Raw genomic sequence first — 16456 nt, 5'->3', positions numbered from 1 at the left:
CGTCGCTATTTCAATTACTTTGTACCAATATTCGTTCAGACAAAATATCAGGTTAGAAATCACTCACTCTAGTAGTCGCAAACTCGGGAGTTGGATGCCGAAGACAACTTAAATGAGCAGATATGGGAGAGAAAAAGCTTTTTAGTAGAAACCGGGATGGGTCAGGAAAGGCAATGGAAACGCGACATAGTTAGACAATGCCGCACTTAAAAGCAGTATGAACTGACCACATACTGCCAAGAAAACTAGAGAGCTTAAACTAACGCGCCATATAACGAGCCAAGAATAGATCAGCGGTTGATTGAGACAGTTGAGTGATACCCTCCTCAGTTAGAGTATGACTTAGTCCCATCAATTGTGGCCAAAAACAGCTACCTTTGATAAGGCTGTGCAGCTGAATGCTCGCCGTCTCGATATCATCAATCACCATCACTTTATCGGCATGTTGCTGTTCAAGCCATTTGTACAGCGCAGTTTCTTGCTTGGACATTTTCGCGGCTTGCTGCTGAAGCTCTTCCGGTCGATAGAAATAATGACCAAACGCTACTTTGGCTAAATCAATGTACGACGCTTGGTTTAGAATTCGGATCTCGTGCTCGAGTAGATATTGCAACTGCTGCTCAATTGTTTTCGATTTTAGAGGACTCAAGTCCACATCTGCCATAGATTGCTTCCACAACTCAGATAGCAGCAAAATCACTAGCTCTTCTTTTGATTCAAAATGATTGTAGACAGTTCGCTTAGACACACCCGCCATTGCTGCCAGCTTATCCATGCTGGTATTTTGCACGCCAAATTCATTAAACGCTTCTTTAGCAGCATTAATGATTGCTTCTCGCTTTAGCTCGCTTCGTGTTTTTTTCTTTTCAATCATTACGTTAACCAGAGGGACGAAAATTTCTTCGATTATTTTACACTAATCAGTTTACTTTTCACCACAAGAAAGTACACTGCACTGGTCAGTTTACTTTTATTGAGAGATGGGTAACAGCCCACGAAATGAGTTCATCACTATGAAAAAGTCACTATTCGCGAAATTGGGAGTTCTATCTATGAGTATTGCCACACTTGCCGCTTGCACTAACACCGAAAAAGATCCTGAGCGTTACCCAGACAAGTACGTCAACACAGAAATGGAATACAAATCGAGCTTTGGTGACATCGTTGATGTGATGAAATCCTATTTCACAGCCGAACGCGCAGAGCCAACTCCAACTTTTAAGTTACCAGTGCACGCTATTACTGCTGAGCAATTAATAGATGAGCAAAGCGATGTGGTTTATCGCCTTGGGCACTCAAGTGTCGTCATGAAGCTTGATGGTCAGTTAGTGATGGCCGATCCCGTGTTTAGTGACCGTGCATCACCCGTGCAATGGGCCGGACCAAAACGTTTCCATCAAACACCGATTACTTTAGAAGCGCTCCCGAATATCGATGTCGTGATCATTAGCCATGATCACTACGATCACCTCGATAAAGCGTCAGTAAAAGCTCTCGCCGGCAAAGTTGACCACTTCATCGTGCCGCTAAAAGTAGGTGATTACCTCATCAAATGGGGAGTGCCATCAGAGAAAGTAACCGAACTAGCTTGGTGGGAATCGCATAGCGTAAATGGTGTTGAGTATACACTCGCGCCAACACAGCACTTCTCTGGTCGTGGCCTAACCGACAGAGATTCGACACTTTGGGGCAGTTGGATCATTGACAGTAAAGAGTCGAAGGTATTCTTTAGCGGTGATTCTGGTTACTTTGGTGGTTTTGCCGAAATTGGCGAAAAATATGGCCCGTTTGACTTTACGATGATCGAAACCGGTGCATACAATGAACTCTGGTCACAGATCCACATGTTCCCAGAGCAAAGCGTGCAAGCACACATAGATGTAAAAGGTAAAATCATGATGCCAATCCACAACAGCACCTTCGATCTTGCTATGCACGATTGGTACGAACCTATGAATAGAGCGCTAGAAATCAGCGAAGAACGTGACGTGACTATGGTTTCACCAGAAATTGGCCAGCGACTCGACATTGCTAACCCAATGCCAGTCACTAAATGGTGGCAGCAATGAGAAAGCTGCCGATCACCGCTTTAGTTCTAAGTCTTGCCAGCCATAGTGTGCTGGCAAGCACAGAAAGCGATGTGCTCTACCTCATCGAGCAGATGAACAGCTCCCCTTGCACCTTTATTCGCAATGGCGATGAACATAACGGCCAAGAAGCAGCGGCACACCTACGCAGAAAGTGGGATTATGCCAAAGACGATGTCACCTCAACTCAAGTGTTTATCGATGAAGTGGCATCGAAAAGCTGGTTTACCGGCAGAGCGTATCAGGTAGTCTGTGATGGACAATCGACGAGCAGTGCGGAGTGGCTAAGCCAGAAACTGCTATCAAAGCCTAACTAATGCTCTGTGAAACACTCATCATCACACACGTTTTCCCCTCTTCATTTACCAGCAAAACCTGATTGCCATCACTAACAACGTCCAGCAATTGTGAGACAAATATTGGGCGTTTGAAGCTAAAATGGCACTGGTTCACTCTCTGGTTATTGCCAACTTGTTGACTATTAACACTCAATAGTCTCCCAGCCATATCCATGCCATGAACAATGGGCTCCTTGAATCCAAAAAGCTTCGCCATAAAACCACTTAGATGAATCGGATTATAGTCACCCGACACGCTCGCATAGGCTCTAGTGTTCGCTTTTGATGTCTGTAGGTTGGTTTGATGCTGATAGGCAGTTATATCGTCTGCCAACGCTACGCCCACACGTTTTAGCTTCGAACTTTTAACTGGCATCAAATATCCGCTGCGATAACGTGCCAGCGTTTTTCCATCCAACGAGAACTCTCCAAGTGTCTCAAACCTTTGACCTCTCTCCGTTTTTTCTTTCATTTCAAGCTTTACTGTAAATTGATAGTTCTGCCCTACTTCTAGCTTCTCAATCAGTTCAAACCCAACAAACGTATGCACCAACCCCAATGGACGTATTGGTGTATCAGGATGAACGAAAAGTTGTAGCAATTCACTCTGCGTTGCTACAAACAAATAGGTGGCGGGTACGCTCGAATCATCAAAACCATAGTGTTTGCAATAACAACGAAGCGCATCGGCATTAACCGTAAAGGAAGAATTGAATAGAGTCGCTTTGACGGATGATTGCGACAGTACTCCATGTTTTGGTCTTTTTAATAGTGCTTTAAGCAATAGTGAACGATATCGAACGCTGTTCGAGGCGACAATGTGCATTATCTTTTTCCTAGCAAAACCTTAGCTGTAGTTTACTGTCACACCAGTAAATAGCACAAGGCGTACCCCTTGCGTTTACCTACGGCGATCCAAGCTTCTATGGCCGAGTCGGTTTTGAGCGCATTACAAAGTCAAATCAACGAGTTTGCAGTGCGCTTCGAGCCCCCTTAAGGTAAGTTATCTACGAATTTAAATAGACCTTCCCCACACTTCGAGTTCCTGGAAGTTATTCCAGGCAACCAATTTTTCATTAGCTGAGTCGTTATTGCCATTGCAGACCAAGCGTAAGTACTTTGCTTGCTGACTACCAAGCGAAATGTCAACATACGCGGTGGTATCGCCTGGAGATTGATACTCCTGCAATAGGGTATAGTTGGTACCGTCACTGCTTACCAAGATATCAAAGAAATATTGTCGTACGTCTCCTTTTGCCTGCGATACTCGCAATGTTTCCAAACTTGAGAGTGATGAAAGCTCCACATCAAATGTGACCCCATAGCCCTTCGCTGTCCATTTGGTAGTAAGGTCACCATCAATGGCCATTTGGGGCGTATGGTCAACTCGAGTCTTTGACGCGCTAACAGAAACAATTGGAAGCGGTTGGCTCGCGACGACATCACTGCCTAAGAAGCCAAGATAGCGGCTAGAAAATGCATTATCGTTGTCGGGAGACAATGAGGGAAAAATATAGTCTACCCCGGTGTCAGACAACCCAAACCAGCGACACAAAGTAGCGGCATACTGCTCTGACGAGGTCGTCGGGATAAATTTATTTCCAATTGCATCGGAGCCGTCTTTCACAAATTCAGGATAGCGACCATAAGCTTTCCCTCCAAGAATGGAACCTCCTACGACCAAATGATTACTTCCCCAACCATGATCAGTTCCGCGATTGCCGTTGTTTTCAATTGTCCTGCCAAAGTCAGACATCGTAAATGTCACTACATTGTTCTCTAATCCATCTGACTGCAGTGACGCATAAAATGCGGAAACAGCATCGTCAATTGAAGCCAACAGATTGTCATGTTTGCCTCTTTGATTACTGTGATTGTCGAAACCGCCGAGCGATACAAAATAGATTTGTCTCGACTGGTTTAAACCGCTACTTGCCTGAATCAGCCTTTTTACCATTTTGAATTGAGAGCCCAGGTAACTTGAAGGAATTGATGGATCTTCCGGGTACTGATCCAACAAATCACCTAACGTAGATTGAAAGTCATAGATCTCCTGAAAGCGTTGTAAATAAGCTTTCCCAAATGGTGACGCCGTGTTATCCGCCAGATACTTAGTCAGATTATTGTTGACTGAATTCACAGCAAGAGATGACATGGCCCGAATACCCGATGTACTCACTCTCAGATCTTGTGTTCCTTGGCCGTTCATCAACTCATTTCCACCAAACGATAGGTTGGGTGATACCGTCTCCGCACCGGATGCTAGAATGTCCATCATCATCCCAGCCCAACCATAAGGATGATACTGGCTTGTCTCCCACCCTCGCTGCCACGCAAGTTGCTGCTTGTTATGAGCACCTAGGTTAGGCGATTTTTTTACAGTTGAATAATTTGCCTTTGTCGTTGGTTCAATCAGCGTGCCAACATTAACAACACTTGTGGCAAGTTTGTCTTCAAATAGCTGAGCTATTTTCGGCATTGACCCATTTAAGATAAGCGGCTGCTGGGCGTCATCAGCAACAAAACCGTTACTCGCTAGTTCATGTGGCCAAAGTTGTATATCTGGCCTAGCAGCCTGATAATTGAGGAGATTATTTCCAGACTGCGGGACTATCATATTAAATGAGTCATTGCCTCCATATAGAAACAAACATACCAACGCTTTGTAATCTGAATTTTCATTCGCCAATGCAGACGAAGGGAGTGAAAGAGATAATGGAATAGAAGTCGCTGCCGTACTATAAACACCACTTTTTAGAAAGTTCCGTCTCGATATTTTCATAACCCATTACTCCTCTACCATAAAGTGGTGCGAAACAAAGGAAAAATACAACATTGCCGATATTGCATAAGGCTTATTGTTATTACTTTTTGCATTCCATAGCCCTTCAAACCTCGGCGCTATATCTGGGGGAATATCGCCATCAAAAAAGCGATTTGCAATTAGTGATATCAATTGAGGATAATCGCTTGCGACGCTAACAAAATCAGACACATCCGGATAGAGTTCGGCAGAACTATTTGAACTCGTTTTGTAGCCATTTTCAGTAACTAGCTTCCAAGCGATATTGCTCATTTTTACCGTTTGATTCCAATCTATAATTTCTAGCTCGGGTGCAAAAAGGCCTAATTCCCCTAGTTCACCAGAAGGTATAAAGTCTGGGGAATAGAAGTTAAACACCGACGGAGATCCTAGGGGGTATTGCCCAAAGCTTTCCTGGTAAAGCATTGCATTTGGGGTAACATCGGCTCCACCTCCAGGTCGACAGTCCAAAGCACGATATAGGTAAGTCATCGCCAATATCGGCTCTCTTAGTTTGGCACGATATAGCGAGGATTCATTTAATACGACATCATCCAGCAATATTGCTTTAATCACTTGCCCAAGGTTTCCGCCTGTCTGTTTAAAGACTCTTGCTACCCGCTGAACATAGGCCGGCTCGGGATTAGAGGTGACAAATCGCTTAATCAACAGAGTTGAAATATTAGGAGCGGTACAGGGGTGGTTAACTAATAAATTCAATACACTATCTAGCTCTTGCTCAGCACTTACTCCCGCGGGAAACTCCTGACCTAATATCGATTTTGCATCGCTATCATGATACACATCATTGGCTACCATCGGTTCAGACATACTACCATTCGACATAAACCAACCAGTAAACACTCGAGCCATGTTTTCAACATCCGCGTCATCATAGTTCGCTATTGGATTGCCATCTGGAGCAACAGCAAGCGTGCCATCTTCATTCACTTTGTTAAGACCTATTGTGAATAGCTGCATGAGCTCGCGTGCATAATTTTGGTCTGGATTGACGCCGGTTTCAGAGATGGGCAAGTTTCCAACCATGGTAAGGAAGTGCCCCATAATGGGCGAGCGGGTTATGTGATAAAGAAGTGTTTTGTAATCTTCAAATGCATATTGACTCAACAAATCGTAGTAGTGTGCCAGCTCCAGTGGATAAGGCGCCAACTGGGCATCTCGGTCACCAACAACCAATATTTGACTCAGAGCAAACGCCATTCGTTGCCGGAGCTGAGCATCGTCCCAAAGAGCTAAATCAAACCAGGCACACACTCGCATCTCTTGTGTAACAGAGCTCTCTCCACGTTGTTGCTGTTGATATAGCGTTTGTTCTACGTGTGGAGCACATTGAGTGCCGATTTGTTCATCCAACCAAGCATTACGATCATTAGTAGATATAAATTCCTCAATATCTCCTTTCTTAATTCCCATTGTACTGGCGTCGAGAAACTTAGACGCCTGTTTATACGATAAACCATCCATAGCGTGTTCCTTATAGTGCCTAACTGACATTTATAAACTTAGTTTTTATGATTTACTTTTCAAACTAAAAAACAGATTTAAATAAAAAACATTAAAAAACAAAGACACGTAAGGACTACAAGGAAAAGTAACAGTAACTCATATATATCAAATGACAAACAGTCCATTTTGATTGATATATGGAACTTTAAAAATAAGAACAATTACTTTATTAATAAAGATAACAATACGGAATGCAATAATTGCAATAGTAACTGTTATATTGATAATAAAGCTATTAATGAACCAAATAAAAAGCGCCCAACTAAGTTGAGCGCTTCACTATTATAACAACAAGAGCCTATTCCACATCATTAAGCTGAATCACCAGCTTGCCGAAGTTTTTACCTTCTAGCAGACCAATGAACGAATCCACTGTCAGATCCATCCCTTTCACTAGGTGCTCTTTGTATTGCATCTTGCCTTCCATTAGCCACTGACTCATTTGCGCGGCAAACTCGTCGTAGCGGTGGGCGTAGTCGTCAAAGATAATGAAACCTTGCATCTTAATACGTTTGACTAGCAACGTTGCCACCAACGCCGACATGCGATCTGGTCCTTCTGGCAAGCTGGTTGCGTTGTACTGGGAGATAAGTCCACACACTGGGATACGTGCTCCAGTGTTAAGCAGTGGCATTACCGCATCAAATACCTTGCCGCCGACGTTTTCAAAGTAAACATCGATGCCTTGGTCACACGCGTTAGCTAGTTGAGCGGAAAAGTCATCCGCTTTGTGGTCAAGACAAACATCAAAGCCCAACACTTCTACCGCGTGGCGACATTTCTCTTCTCCGCCTGCAACGCCGACTACTTTACAGCCTTTAAGCTTCGCGATTTGACCTACGGTTGCGCCTACAGGTCCTGTTGCTGCGGCCACGACAACGGTATCACCCGCTTTTGGTGCGCCAATATCTAAAAGACCCATGTAAGCGGTAAAGCCAGGCATACCCATGATACCCAGAGCGTATGATGCATTCATCGGCGTTTTACCGAGTTTAACTAGGCCTTCACCGTTTGAGATCCCGTAGTCTTGCCAACCCGTGTAAGCGAGTACCCATTCGCCTTCTTCAAACTGAGCATGGTTAGATTGCTCTACACGACATACGGTCGCACCCACCATAACTTCATCGATCGCTACCGGTTCTGCGTACGATTCGCTATCGCTCATTCGGCCACGCATGTAAGGATCCAATGAAAGATAGATAGCCTTGAGTAGCATTTCGCCTTCCTGAGGCTGTGGAATATCAACTTGCTCTAGGCGAAAGTTTTCTTGTGTCGGTGCGCCGATAGGGCGAGAGGCTAAAACAATTCTTCTGTTGTTCTGTGACATAGGGATTCCCTTTTTAATATTAGACCAGTCGTCTAGTAATCATTTCTAAAAAAACCTGCTTCCTGTTGCTTTAGCATAGCCAGAATTTAAGCAGGTGTTTTTGTTTATCGCTTAAGTAGTGACTGTGTCGCTACCAGAGCTAATTCAAGTTGTTGCGTATTTTGGCTGAGCTTACTTACTAAGCTCGCCCCGAGCCATTGCTGATAGACAATGCTCGCGGTGCTGAGGCTATCTTGTTTGGTAATAGAGCCATCAGCAATACCTCGTTCAATAGAGTCAGCAATACTGCTCACAATCTGCTGCGCACCGAGGTGCAACGCTGCGCGCATTGGTTCTGATAAATCTGAGACTTCCGCGCCCAGTTTTACCACCAAGCATTTATGAGCGTTGCATCGGCCATTTTCTACATCCAGCCAGCGTGCAAAATAGCCCATTAAACGCTCATAGCCACTTAGCTGCTTATCAGACAAAAAGTCGTTCAATCGCTCTAAGTAGCCTTCAAAGTAATTTGCAATCAATACTTCACCAAAGTGCTCCTTGGATTTGAAGTAGTGATAAAACGAGCCTTTGGGCACATCCGCTGTCTTGAGAAGTTCAGACAGTCCAACCGCCGTAAAGCCTTTTGATAAAATCAGTTCGTACCCGACATCCAAAATATGTTGGCGGGTTTCATTGGTCTTTGCATTCATGGCAGGCATCATGACATACAAATAGACCAGTCGTCTAGTCCCTTTTCAAACTCCGTTTTCATCATTGATAAACAAGCTAGCAGATATCCTCACCCGCTAGCTCAATTAAAATAGCGCTTAGCTCACCTGACTACGTATGGTTTCAACATCTTGCTGATGCTGCTGCGCCTTTGCCTCCATGCTTTGCAGTTCGGTAGCGATATTGTGGCTATTTTCCAATAGTCGATTGGTATCGCGCGCCAAGCTGTCGATGTCTTGAATTGCCGTCGCTATCGACTCGGTTCTTGCTGTCGCATCATGCATGTGCTTGCCGACAGTTTTAACTACATCAGCGATGGTGTCCATCTGTTCAAACAAAGCATTGACGCTGGTTCGAGAGTTATCGAGCGACTGCTGGGTACTTTTCGCCAGATTGCGTACTTCATCGGCCACCACCGCAAAACCGCGACCGTACTCACCAGCCCTCGCAGCTTCGATACTGGCATTTAGAGCGAGCAAGTTGGTTTGTTCTGCAATCTTATCAATGATCGACAACACACTTCGCAGACTCTCCGCTTCTTTTTCCACGGAACTGATATTTTGCTGCAGAGCAAAGACCTCACTTTCCAATGAGCGGACCGTACCACTAAACTGATTGGTATCAGCAGACAACGCAGATGAGTTATTACCGATATGATCAATGTAGCTGATTGAGTTCTGAGTAAGTTCACTGGATTTGTGGGCGACACTCATGGCTTCAATGGAGTCAGTTAGTGATCGGTCTTGAATACGCATCATCAGCTCATTTGAACGCAACTTAAGTTGAGAAAAGTAGTTGGCATAAGATGCATAGTCAGCCACAAATTTACCATGAGCTTGTTCTAAACCTTCTCCACGTCGACTAAAGAAGATAGCACTCAATGTCTCATTAATATTGACGCCAAAAAGCTCGCCAAAGGTAGAGAAACCCGCCACTGGTAGTTCAGAAAAATTACTTAGTTTATTCAGATCTTGGCTGTTATTTAATCGTCTTAAGATGCAATCAAATAAAATACCGCCAACCAATTTGTCTTCATTAACCAACTGACGAACAAAGTCTCTATCTGTTTGCTCGACAAATGGCGTTTTACGCATTAAGTGCAGCTCTGTTCCTAAAGGCGTATCACAATAGAAATACACTTTGCCTTCAGAAATATTAATACTCGCTACCGAGCGAACAAAATATTCGCCTTTCACTTTCACCGCAAAGGTATAACCCGTTAACCGTTGCTCTACTTGTTCTAAACTACAACGAAAATGACTCGCTAATTCATCAAGAAAGCTCTTTATCTCCATCGTTGATGGCGACAACACGCCTTTGACATAACGAAGTGATGGGTTGGCATCGCCAATAAGCCAAGATCGTCCTGCCGGCTCAAAGTTTTGCGTTTTAAACAGCTGAAATTGATAGGCAGGATTGAGTTTGATAAAACACAACAGCGCATGCTGATGACGTACTGATGTGCCATCATGAAACGGTGCACTATCAAAATTCAAACTTCCCGCCGAGGTACCGCCAACAAACGGAACCGGAAACCTACCCGATTGATAGACCGCTTCCATCAGCCAGTTTTCACTGTTTGTTAATCCGTTAACCAGTGTCATAGAAAAGCAGTCTGTTGGATCTAGCGAGAAAGCCAGCCTTATGTTTTCCAATTGTTTTTCAATCTCATGAACACGACTTGAGGGCTGAATTTGGCTCATACCGCTCTGAATATCCTCACAAGGAAGTGGCACAGTGTGAGTATCAACATCACTGATGAGTTCTCGAGAGAAAACCTGCAACACCATGGTTTGGGTTTGGCCGGTCGCGAGATAGAGATTGTCATGGGTGGAAGAAAGCTCGCCTGCGGTAGAGGTCAATATCAACGGTCCATCGACTACCCAGCTTAGTAAACGATGAATATGATTGAGATCGTGACCATGCGGCACAAATCCAATTCCCAATGCTGGCTTGCTTCCGTCAAACAATAGTTCTGATGATTCAAACGATGACAGTGAAGCCACATCAAGATTAATGACCTTTACCACTTCTTCATTCATCGATTGACGAGCTTCTATGTTTTTTTTTCTAAACTTGAACAACATTCCATTCCCTAAAATACAGCGTAGCAAACAGGCCACAGATCATATTAATATTTTTGATATTAAGGTGGCAAACACATAAGACAAGTAGTTTATAAAAGTAATTTTTTTACCGTATGGATTAGTTTTCTTACTATTAATAAACATATCATTCTATATATTTATCGTTAAAATAGACTTAATGGTTTTTAATTTGCGACAGTAACTTAACCAAAGTTAATTACCGTACGCTTACTAGGACGATATTTAATCATTTTTTAATATTTGAGCACTATTTGTTATCAAAAACCCGTTTCTAACATCGAAACAATCACTCTCAAGCATGAGATCAAGTTGACTTATTGGGCTTGAACGTTGCTTTTAGTCGCCATGATTGGCATAGTCGCAAGATAAAACGGACGTTACCTCAAAGGATAAGATCATGATTACATTACTCAGTCGTTGGGCGGTCGTTGCGCTCGGCGTGATGGCATTGGCTGCATGTACTGAAGTTGGCAGCGAAGCATGGTGCCAAGATATGCAGGAAAAACCGAAAGGCGACTGGACTGCAAACGAAGCTAGCGACTACGCTAAGCACTGTATTTTCAAATAGGCTTTGCGAGGCATGTCCAACTAGTAGTTTGATATGCCTCACTTTTCTCACTCTTCAATCATAACTTTCTCGCATTTTTTCCTTCATAACTCGATCGTTCCTACATTTTTTACTACCAACCACGCGCGGGCTATCTTTTTAGGCTAGGAGCACTAAAACCGACCGCTATGATGCGATAGCATTAACCTTTATGAACGTCATGTCATAGAGGCTAGTTATGAAGCTCAACAATATAAGTATAAAAACCAAACTCCAGTTCCTTGTCATCCTCTCCGCATTTCTAATGCTCTCATTAGGTATTTTTAATGTTTACCTTCAGCAAAGTCAGCAACTTGCTGAACGCGAAAATAAACTCAGGGCTCAGGTAGATGCAGCCGTATCTCTTGTCAATTACTACCGCAATCAACCTACTCTCAGTCAAGAACAAGCACAGACCGCCGCCAAACAAGCAATCAATGCTATGCGTTATGATAAGAGCAATTATTTTTGGATTACCAACAGTCAAAACAAACTGCTGCTGCATCCTCTCAGAACCAAATCTATCGGCAATGATATGAGCAATATCGTCGATGGCGCTGGCAAGCATCACTGGCGTGAAATGTCCTCGATTGCCAATACACAAAGTGCGGGGTTTCTCGACTACACTTGGTTATCTCCACAGGACGAGCTCAAAGACAAAATCTCGTATGTCGCGCACATCCCTCAGTGGGATTGGATCGTAGGATCTGGGCTGTTTGTTTCTGATATTAAAGAAGACTTCATCACGCAGGTGATTAAGCAAATAGCCTTTACATTAGGCTGTGTCTTAATACTGATGATTGCGAGCTTTGTTATCGGCAACAACATCGTTAACCCGATACAGCGACTGTTAAGCGATCTTAAACGCATGGCCAATGGCGATTTAACGGCGGATCTGTCTCAAGTCCGCAAAGATGAAATTGGGCAGTTAAGTCATGGCCTAAGTGATATGCAAAGCACAATACGCGATACGCTATCAGCGGCGACACTCACGGCCAACACGGCGAGTCGTCTTTCAGAAAGTATTGCATCGACAAGTGAAGAGACGGCACAAAGCTTAGACTCGCAAAATGCTCAGCTCGAACAGCTCTCTACCGCGATGAATGAAATGTCTGCCACCATCAATGATGTCGCAAACAATGCGGAGCAAAGTGCAGAGAAAACCAGTGGTGCAGCCCAACACGCAACCACCAGCAGTGCGAGCATGGACTCCACTCTTGAAGAAGTATCCGCTATATCCATCGCTATTGAACAAAGCACACATTTGATGGCGGATTTAAAGCTAGGTGTCGACAACATTGGTGATGTTGTGGAGGTTATACAAGAAGTCTCGGAACAAACTAACCTATTGGCACTTAACGCCGCTATTGAAGCCGCAAGAGCGGGCGAACAAGGCCGTGGATTTGCCGTCGTCGCGGACGAAGTGCGTAGTTTGGCAAGTCGAACGCAACAATCTACCAATCAAGTGCAAACCACCATCAATGAGCTTCTGGAAAAAACCGGAGAAGTGGTAGGTGTGATGGAGCAAAATAACGCCAGCATCAGTGCGAGCGTGTCGGCGGCAAGTGATACCAAGACTACCTTAGAATCCATGGTTGATGACCTCAATGGGGCGAATGACATGGTCGCGCAGATAGCCGCAGCCGCTGAGCAACAAAGTATGGTCTCTAACGAAATGAGTGAAAATGTCACCACCATTCACTTATCCGCACGAGAGATCAATCAAGCCAGTAATCAGCTTGCCTCGCAGACACAAGAGATGGCTGTAGCTGCCGAAGAGCTAAAACAGCAGCTGACCTATTTTAGACTCGCTTAATTATTTTAGACTCGCGTAAACCTATCTGTGACCCAGAAAGTGAACGAGTTTGAACGACAGAAAAATGCCGACCTCTAAAATTAGAGGCCGGCATCGTAACTCGCTACTTAAAGTACATTCGCCGCTTGGGAAACTTCCATAAGATAAACAGTCCCCAAAGGGTGAAAAACGCTTCGGTGATCAAGTAGATCTGCATGGTATCATTGGGCTGCGTTTCAGCGATGATGCCCATTGTACGAGTCACCGCCATCAACCCCGCCAGCAAAGTGGCCGAAATGACAGAGAGTTTTAGAGTCTCTTGTTTTAGCACCAGAAGCACAAGTATGATCCCCACAGCGGCCATCATACCTCCGTAGGTTGCTCTCACGTCAATGGCCGCCGAATAGGAAAACAGCGCACTGTCTGTCACCCTTTCAAACAAGGTACTCGGAGAAAGGGAAAACAGAACGCCGTAACCAAAAAATACCAGTGCCGTTATCCAAACCATCAATTTTGCTTGAAACATAAAGGTCCTGCGTATCGCGTGTCATAGCAAAAGTGTAAGCCAGAACCGTCACTTATGTGTAACTTTGACAGCGTAATTAGAAGCGAAGCCTCAAATTCTTAACTATGAAACTCCAACATACCTTCGGTTAAGATGAAATCGATGATCGTATCGAGACCTTTGCTCTCCTTAAGATTGGTAAACACAAACGGCTTGGTTGGTCGCATACGCTGTGTATCTTGCTCCATAACCTCTAATGACGCACCCACATAAGGAGCAAGGTCTATCTTATTGATAACCAGCAAGTCAGAACGAGTAATACCAGGGCCACCTTTACGGGGGATCTTCTCCCCTTCGGCTACATCAATCACATAGATAGTGAGATCCGCAAGCTCTGGGCTAAAGGTCGCACTTAGGTTATCGCCGCCACTTTCAACAAACACCACATCGAGATTTTTGTGGCGTTTAGCCAGCTCTTCAACCGCAGCCAAGTTCATAGAGGCATCTTCACGAATCGCCGTATGTGGGCAGCCACCGGTCTCAACGCCTATGATGCGATCCGGCTCAAGCGCTTCTGCTCTTGTAAGGATTTTTGCATCCTCTTGGGTGTAAATATCGTTAGTAACTACCGCGATATGGAGCTTGTCTCGAATCGCTTTACACAACACCTCAAGCAGAGCGGTTTTACCAGAGCCTACTGGGCCACCAATACCAATGCGTAATGGCTGTTTATAACTGTCCGTTGTATTTGTCATGATTCTATTTCTTCCTTTGTTTTTTCACTCTTAGCCCCTTAGCGTTGAAGAGACAGCTCATCATCTACTGCCTCGTCATTAAGCTAAGAGCGGAATAGTCTTGTGTACTGTGTTTCGTGAAGGCTACTAGCAATGGACACCGAAGGTGTGAAACTGCCAATCATCCAATCTTCCGTCTGCTGTTCCATCTCTAATGCTTTTGAAAACTGATCCGAGAGATGAATTAACGCCAACTGCCCATCGGTTTGCCCTAGCGGCACCAGCTTTACACCGGCCATCACCAAATTCTCAGCCCAGCTCCACAGATACCCTTTCTTCAACTCGTTGACATTAATTTGCCAATGCACAGCAGCCACACAGAGACCGAGCAGCTGATTGGGCAGATAGTCATCAAGCTCAATACCATCGACTCGAATGTCTAAGCGGCCCAGTAGCGTGTTGAGTGCAAGACCACGCTGCTTTTCCTCAGCGCGTAACTCTTTCGTTTCTCGACTACTAAAAAGCCGCTCACAGAGATCGTGGATTGTCGCCGTGTCACACGTTTGAATCGCTCGATACAGCCGGTCAATGATCGGCAGCTCCAACGTGGCAACACTGCTAAACAACATGTTCGCCAGCCACTCTTCCATCGAAGCGCGGTTTTTCACCCAACCCGCCTCAACCGCCCATTCAAGTCCTTGGGAGTAGGTAAAACCACCAATAGGAAGAGAAGGGCTAATAAGTTGAAATAGCCGATAGCTAGACACATCGTTGTTGGTAGTGGGCTCTAGGGCACTATCAAGAGCGGTATTAGCTCGTGATGTCATAGTCTAAGCTGCCAGTAGAAACAGTGAGCTTGCTGCCGCAACACCAACCGACATCCAACGAGATGCTACTCGGCTGCCAATTTGTGTGCCTAGAAGCATTAGTATCGAGGCGCCAACAGCCATACCCATCGAAAACTGACCTAGCGTGCCTTCAGCTTCAACGCCGTGTGCGTAACCATGAAAGAACATCATTCCAATACAAAGTCCGACCGCGAGTTTTACCATTTTCTGCGACGCGCTAAATGCATGCCAGATAGCTGCGCTAACCACAAATAGAGACGCAACGATCGCCGTTTCAACCCCACTTACAAGACCAAATGTACTGCCTACAAGCAGTCCCAACATTAGAGTGATAAGGGCGCCAGCAACCAAACCAATTTTCTGCGCTTTTGTTGCACTCAGACAGCCCACTAAAAGGCCGAATGCAAGCAACATAATAAGATGGTCTACACCTGTCACCGGATGCAATAGGCCACTAGAAAACGCTGTAGATTCGTGACCTGGATGAGCTAGAACCGTCATAGGCGCCAATACAAGAGAGCTAAGTGTTGCGATTTTGAGGAATGTTGTTTTCATTGAAATTTCCTTTTCATTTTGTTTTTTTAATAGTCAGACGTTTTGATGTCGTCTTAAATTTGCTACCGCCAATTAATGGTGATGGTGGTGACCGCCACTCTTGCCCCCATAAGCACCGCCTTCTGGTTCAAAAGGTGCTATTTCTGAGGTGACTGTTGCGCCGAGTCCCTCAACCATCTCATCCAATACATGATCGTGCTGATAGCGAACCCAGCCAAACTCGACTTGAAGGGGAACATGACGGTTACCCAGGTGATAAGCAACGCGCGTCAACAGGTGCAGATCACTGCAGTAAACGGATGACACTTGCTCAGGCGCGGCTTTCACTTCAATCACCAATCCACATTTGCTTTTAAGCTGCTCTCCGCCTCGTAAGATGTGCCCCCTCGGTAAAAACAGTCCTGCATCGCGACCATCATCAAGCATGACCTTGAGACGGCTCTTAATGCGGCTGTCGATTGGCAGACTTAAAAATGCGTGTGGCTGTGTCGTTAACTCTTTGGTTATCTCTATTAGTTCAATCACTATGTTGTCC

Annotated in this window: 16 protein-coding genes; 4 read left to right on the top strand and 12 right to left on the bottom strand. The window is 44.8% G+C overall.

Annotated features, from left to right (window positions below; all coding sequences use genetic code 11):
- Window positions 1-259: 259 nt before the first annotated feature.
- Window positions 260-874 carry a TetR/AcrR family transcriptional regulator gene (locus ACVA6Q_RS03200; protein ID WP_446646491.1) on the bottom strand — a complete coding sequence of 205 codons (615 nt, stop codon included), beginning with the start codon at window positions 872-874 and terminating at the stop codon, window positions 260-262.
- Between the two features lie 178 nt (window positions 875-1052).
- On the opposite strand from ACVA6Q_RS03200, the gene ACVA6Q_RS03195 reads away from it, so the two are divergent.
- Both ACVA6Q_RS03195 and ACVA6Q_RS03190 read left to right on the top strand, forming a co-directional pair.
- Complete coding sequence (locus tag ACVA6Q_RS03195) at window positions 1053-2069, top strand: MBL fold metallo-hydrolase (protein WP_446646490.1); 1017 nt, start codon at window positions 1053-1055, stop codon at window positions 2067-2069.
- Window positions 2066-2404: a DUF5329 family protein gene (locus tag ACVA6Q_RS03190; RefSeq protein WP_446646489.1), complete on the top strand. Its 339-nt coding sequence runs from the start codon at window positions 2066-2068 to the stop codon at window positions 2402-2404. Before ACVA6Q_RS03195 ends, ACVA6Q_RS03190 begins: the two co-directional genes overlap by 4 nt.
- On the opposite strand, the gene ACVA6Q_RS03185 is transcribed toward ACVA6Q_RS03190, so the two are convergent.
- The 6 genes from ACVA6Q_RS03185 to ACVA6Q_RS03160 all read right to left on the bottom strand — a co-directional run bounded on the left by ACVA6Q_RS03185 (window position 2397) and on the right by ACVA6Q_RS03160 (window position 10877).
- Window positions 2397-3209: a MaoC/PaaZ C-terminal domain-containing protein gene (locus ACVA6Q_RS03185; protein WP_446646488.1), complete on the bottom strand. Its 813-nt coding sequence runs from the start codon at window positions 3207-3209 to the stop codon at window positions 2397-2399. The two genes, ACVA6Q_RS03190 and ACVA6Q_RS03185, sit on opposite strands and share 8 nt — an antisense overlap.
- 231 nt (window positions 3210-3440) lie before the next feature.
- Window positions 3441-5207, bottom strand: coding sequence for a DUF1501 domain-containing protein (locus tag ACVA6Q_RS03180; protein ID WP_446646487.1), 1767 nt, complete (start codon window positions 5205-5207; stop codon window positions 3441-3443).
- Window positions 5208-5213: 6 nt separating this feature from the next.
- Window positions 5214-6713: a DUF1800 domain-containing protein gene (locus ACVA6Q_RS03175; RefSeq protein WP_446646486.1), complete on the bottom strand. Its 1500-nt coding sequence runs from the start codon at window positions 6711-6713 to the stop codon at window positions 5214-5216.
- Window positions 6714-7053: 340 nt separating this feature from the next.
- On the bottom strand, window positions 7054-8082 hold the full coding sequence (locus tag ACVA6Q_RS03170) for an NADP-dependent oxidoreductase (protein WP_353499596.1): 1029 nt from the start codon (window positions 8080-8082) through the stop codon (window positions 7054-7056).
- 104 nt (window positions 8083-8186) lie between these two features.
- Window positions 8187-8771: a TetR/AcrR family transcriptional regulator gene (locus ACVA6Q_RS03165; protein WP_353499597.1), complete on the bottom strand. Its 585-nt coding sequence runs from the start codon at window positions 8769-8771 to the stop codon at window positions 8187-8189.
- 117 nt (window positions 8772-8888) lie between these two features.
- Window positions 8889-10877: a methyl-accepting chemotaxis protein gene (locus tag ACVA6Q_RS03160; RefSeq protein WP_446646485.1), complete on the bottom strand. Its 1989-nt coding sequence runs from the start codon at window positions 10875-10877 to the stop codon at window positions 8889-8891.
- Window positions 10878-11340: 463 nt separating this feature from the next.
- Here ACVA6Q_RS03160 and ACVA6Q_RS03155 point away from each other — a divergent pair, with 463 nt between their 5' ends.
- Together ACVA6Q_RS03155 and ACVA6Q_RS03150 are read left to right on the top strand one after the other, a co-directional pair.
- Complete coding sequence (locus tag ACVA6Q_RS03155; protein WP_081941396.1) at window positions 11341-11466, top strand: DUF3012 domain-containing protein; 126 nt, start codon at window positions 11341-11343, stop codon at window positions 11464-11466.
- A 217-nt stretch (window positions 11467-11683) separates the two neighbouring features.
- On the top strand, window positions 11684-13300 hold the full coding sequence (locus ACVA6Q_RS03150; protein ID WP_446646484.1) for a methyl-accepting chemotaxis protein: 1617 nt from the start codon (window positions 11684-11686) through the stop codon (window positions 13298-13300).
- A gap of 103 nt (window positions 13301-13403) precedes the next feature.
- On the opposite strand, the gene ACVA6Q_RS03145 is transcribed toward ACVA6Q_RS03150, so the two are convergent.
- The 5 genes from ACVA6Q_RS03145 to ureE all read right to left on the bottom strand — a co-directional run bounded on the left by ACVA6Q_RS03145 (window position 13404) and on the right by ureE (window position 16446).
- Window positions 13404-13805 carry a DUF4345 family protein gene (locus tag ACVA6Q_RS03145; RefSeq protein ID WP_446646483.1) on the bottom strand — a complete coding sequence of 134 codons (402 nt, stop codon included), beginning with the start codon at window positions 13803-13805 and terminating at the stop codon, window positions 13404-13406.
- A gap of 98 nt (window positions 13806-13903) precedes the next feature.
- Window positions 13904-14539, bottom strand: coding sequence for an urease accessory protein UreG (gene ureG / locus ACVA6Q_RS03140; protein WP_338166669.1), 636 nt, complete (start codon window positions 14537-14539; stop codon window positions 13904-13906).
- Window positions 14540-14622: 83 nt separating this feature from the next.
- Complete coding sequence (locus ACVA6Q_RS03135) at window positions 14623-15345, bottom strand: urease accessory protein UreF (RefSeq protein WP_353499601.1); 723 nt, start codon at window positions 15343-15345, stop codon at window positions 14623-14625.
- Window positions 15346-15348: 3 nt separating this feature from the next.
- Entirely contained in the window at window positions 15349-15921 is a 573-nt protein-coding gene (locus ACVA6Q_RS03130; RefSeq protein ID WP_446646482.1) for a HupE/UreJ family protein, read from the bottom strand.
- 72 nt (window positions 15922-15993) lie between these two features.
- A complete protein-coding gene (ureE, locus tag ACVA6Q_RS03125; RefSeq protein ID WP_446646481.1) occupies window positions 15994-16446 on the bottom strand; it encodes an urease accessory protein UreE in 453 nt (150 codons plus the stop codon).
- Window positions 16447-16456: the final 10 nt, after the last annotated feature.

The organism is Vibrio sp. DNB22_10_4 (assembly GCF_052879755.1).
This window is presented reverse-complemented; position numbering and strand designations above follow the sequence as displayed.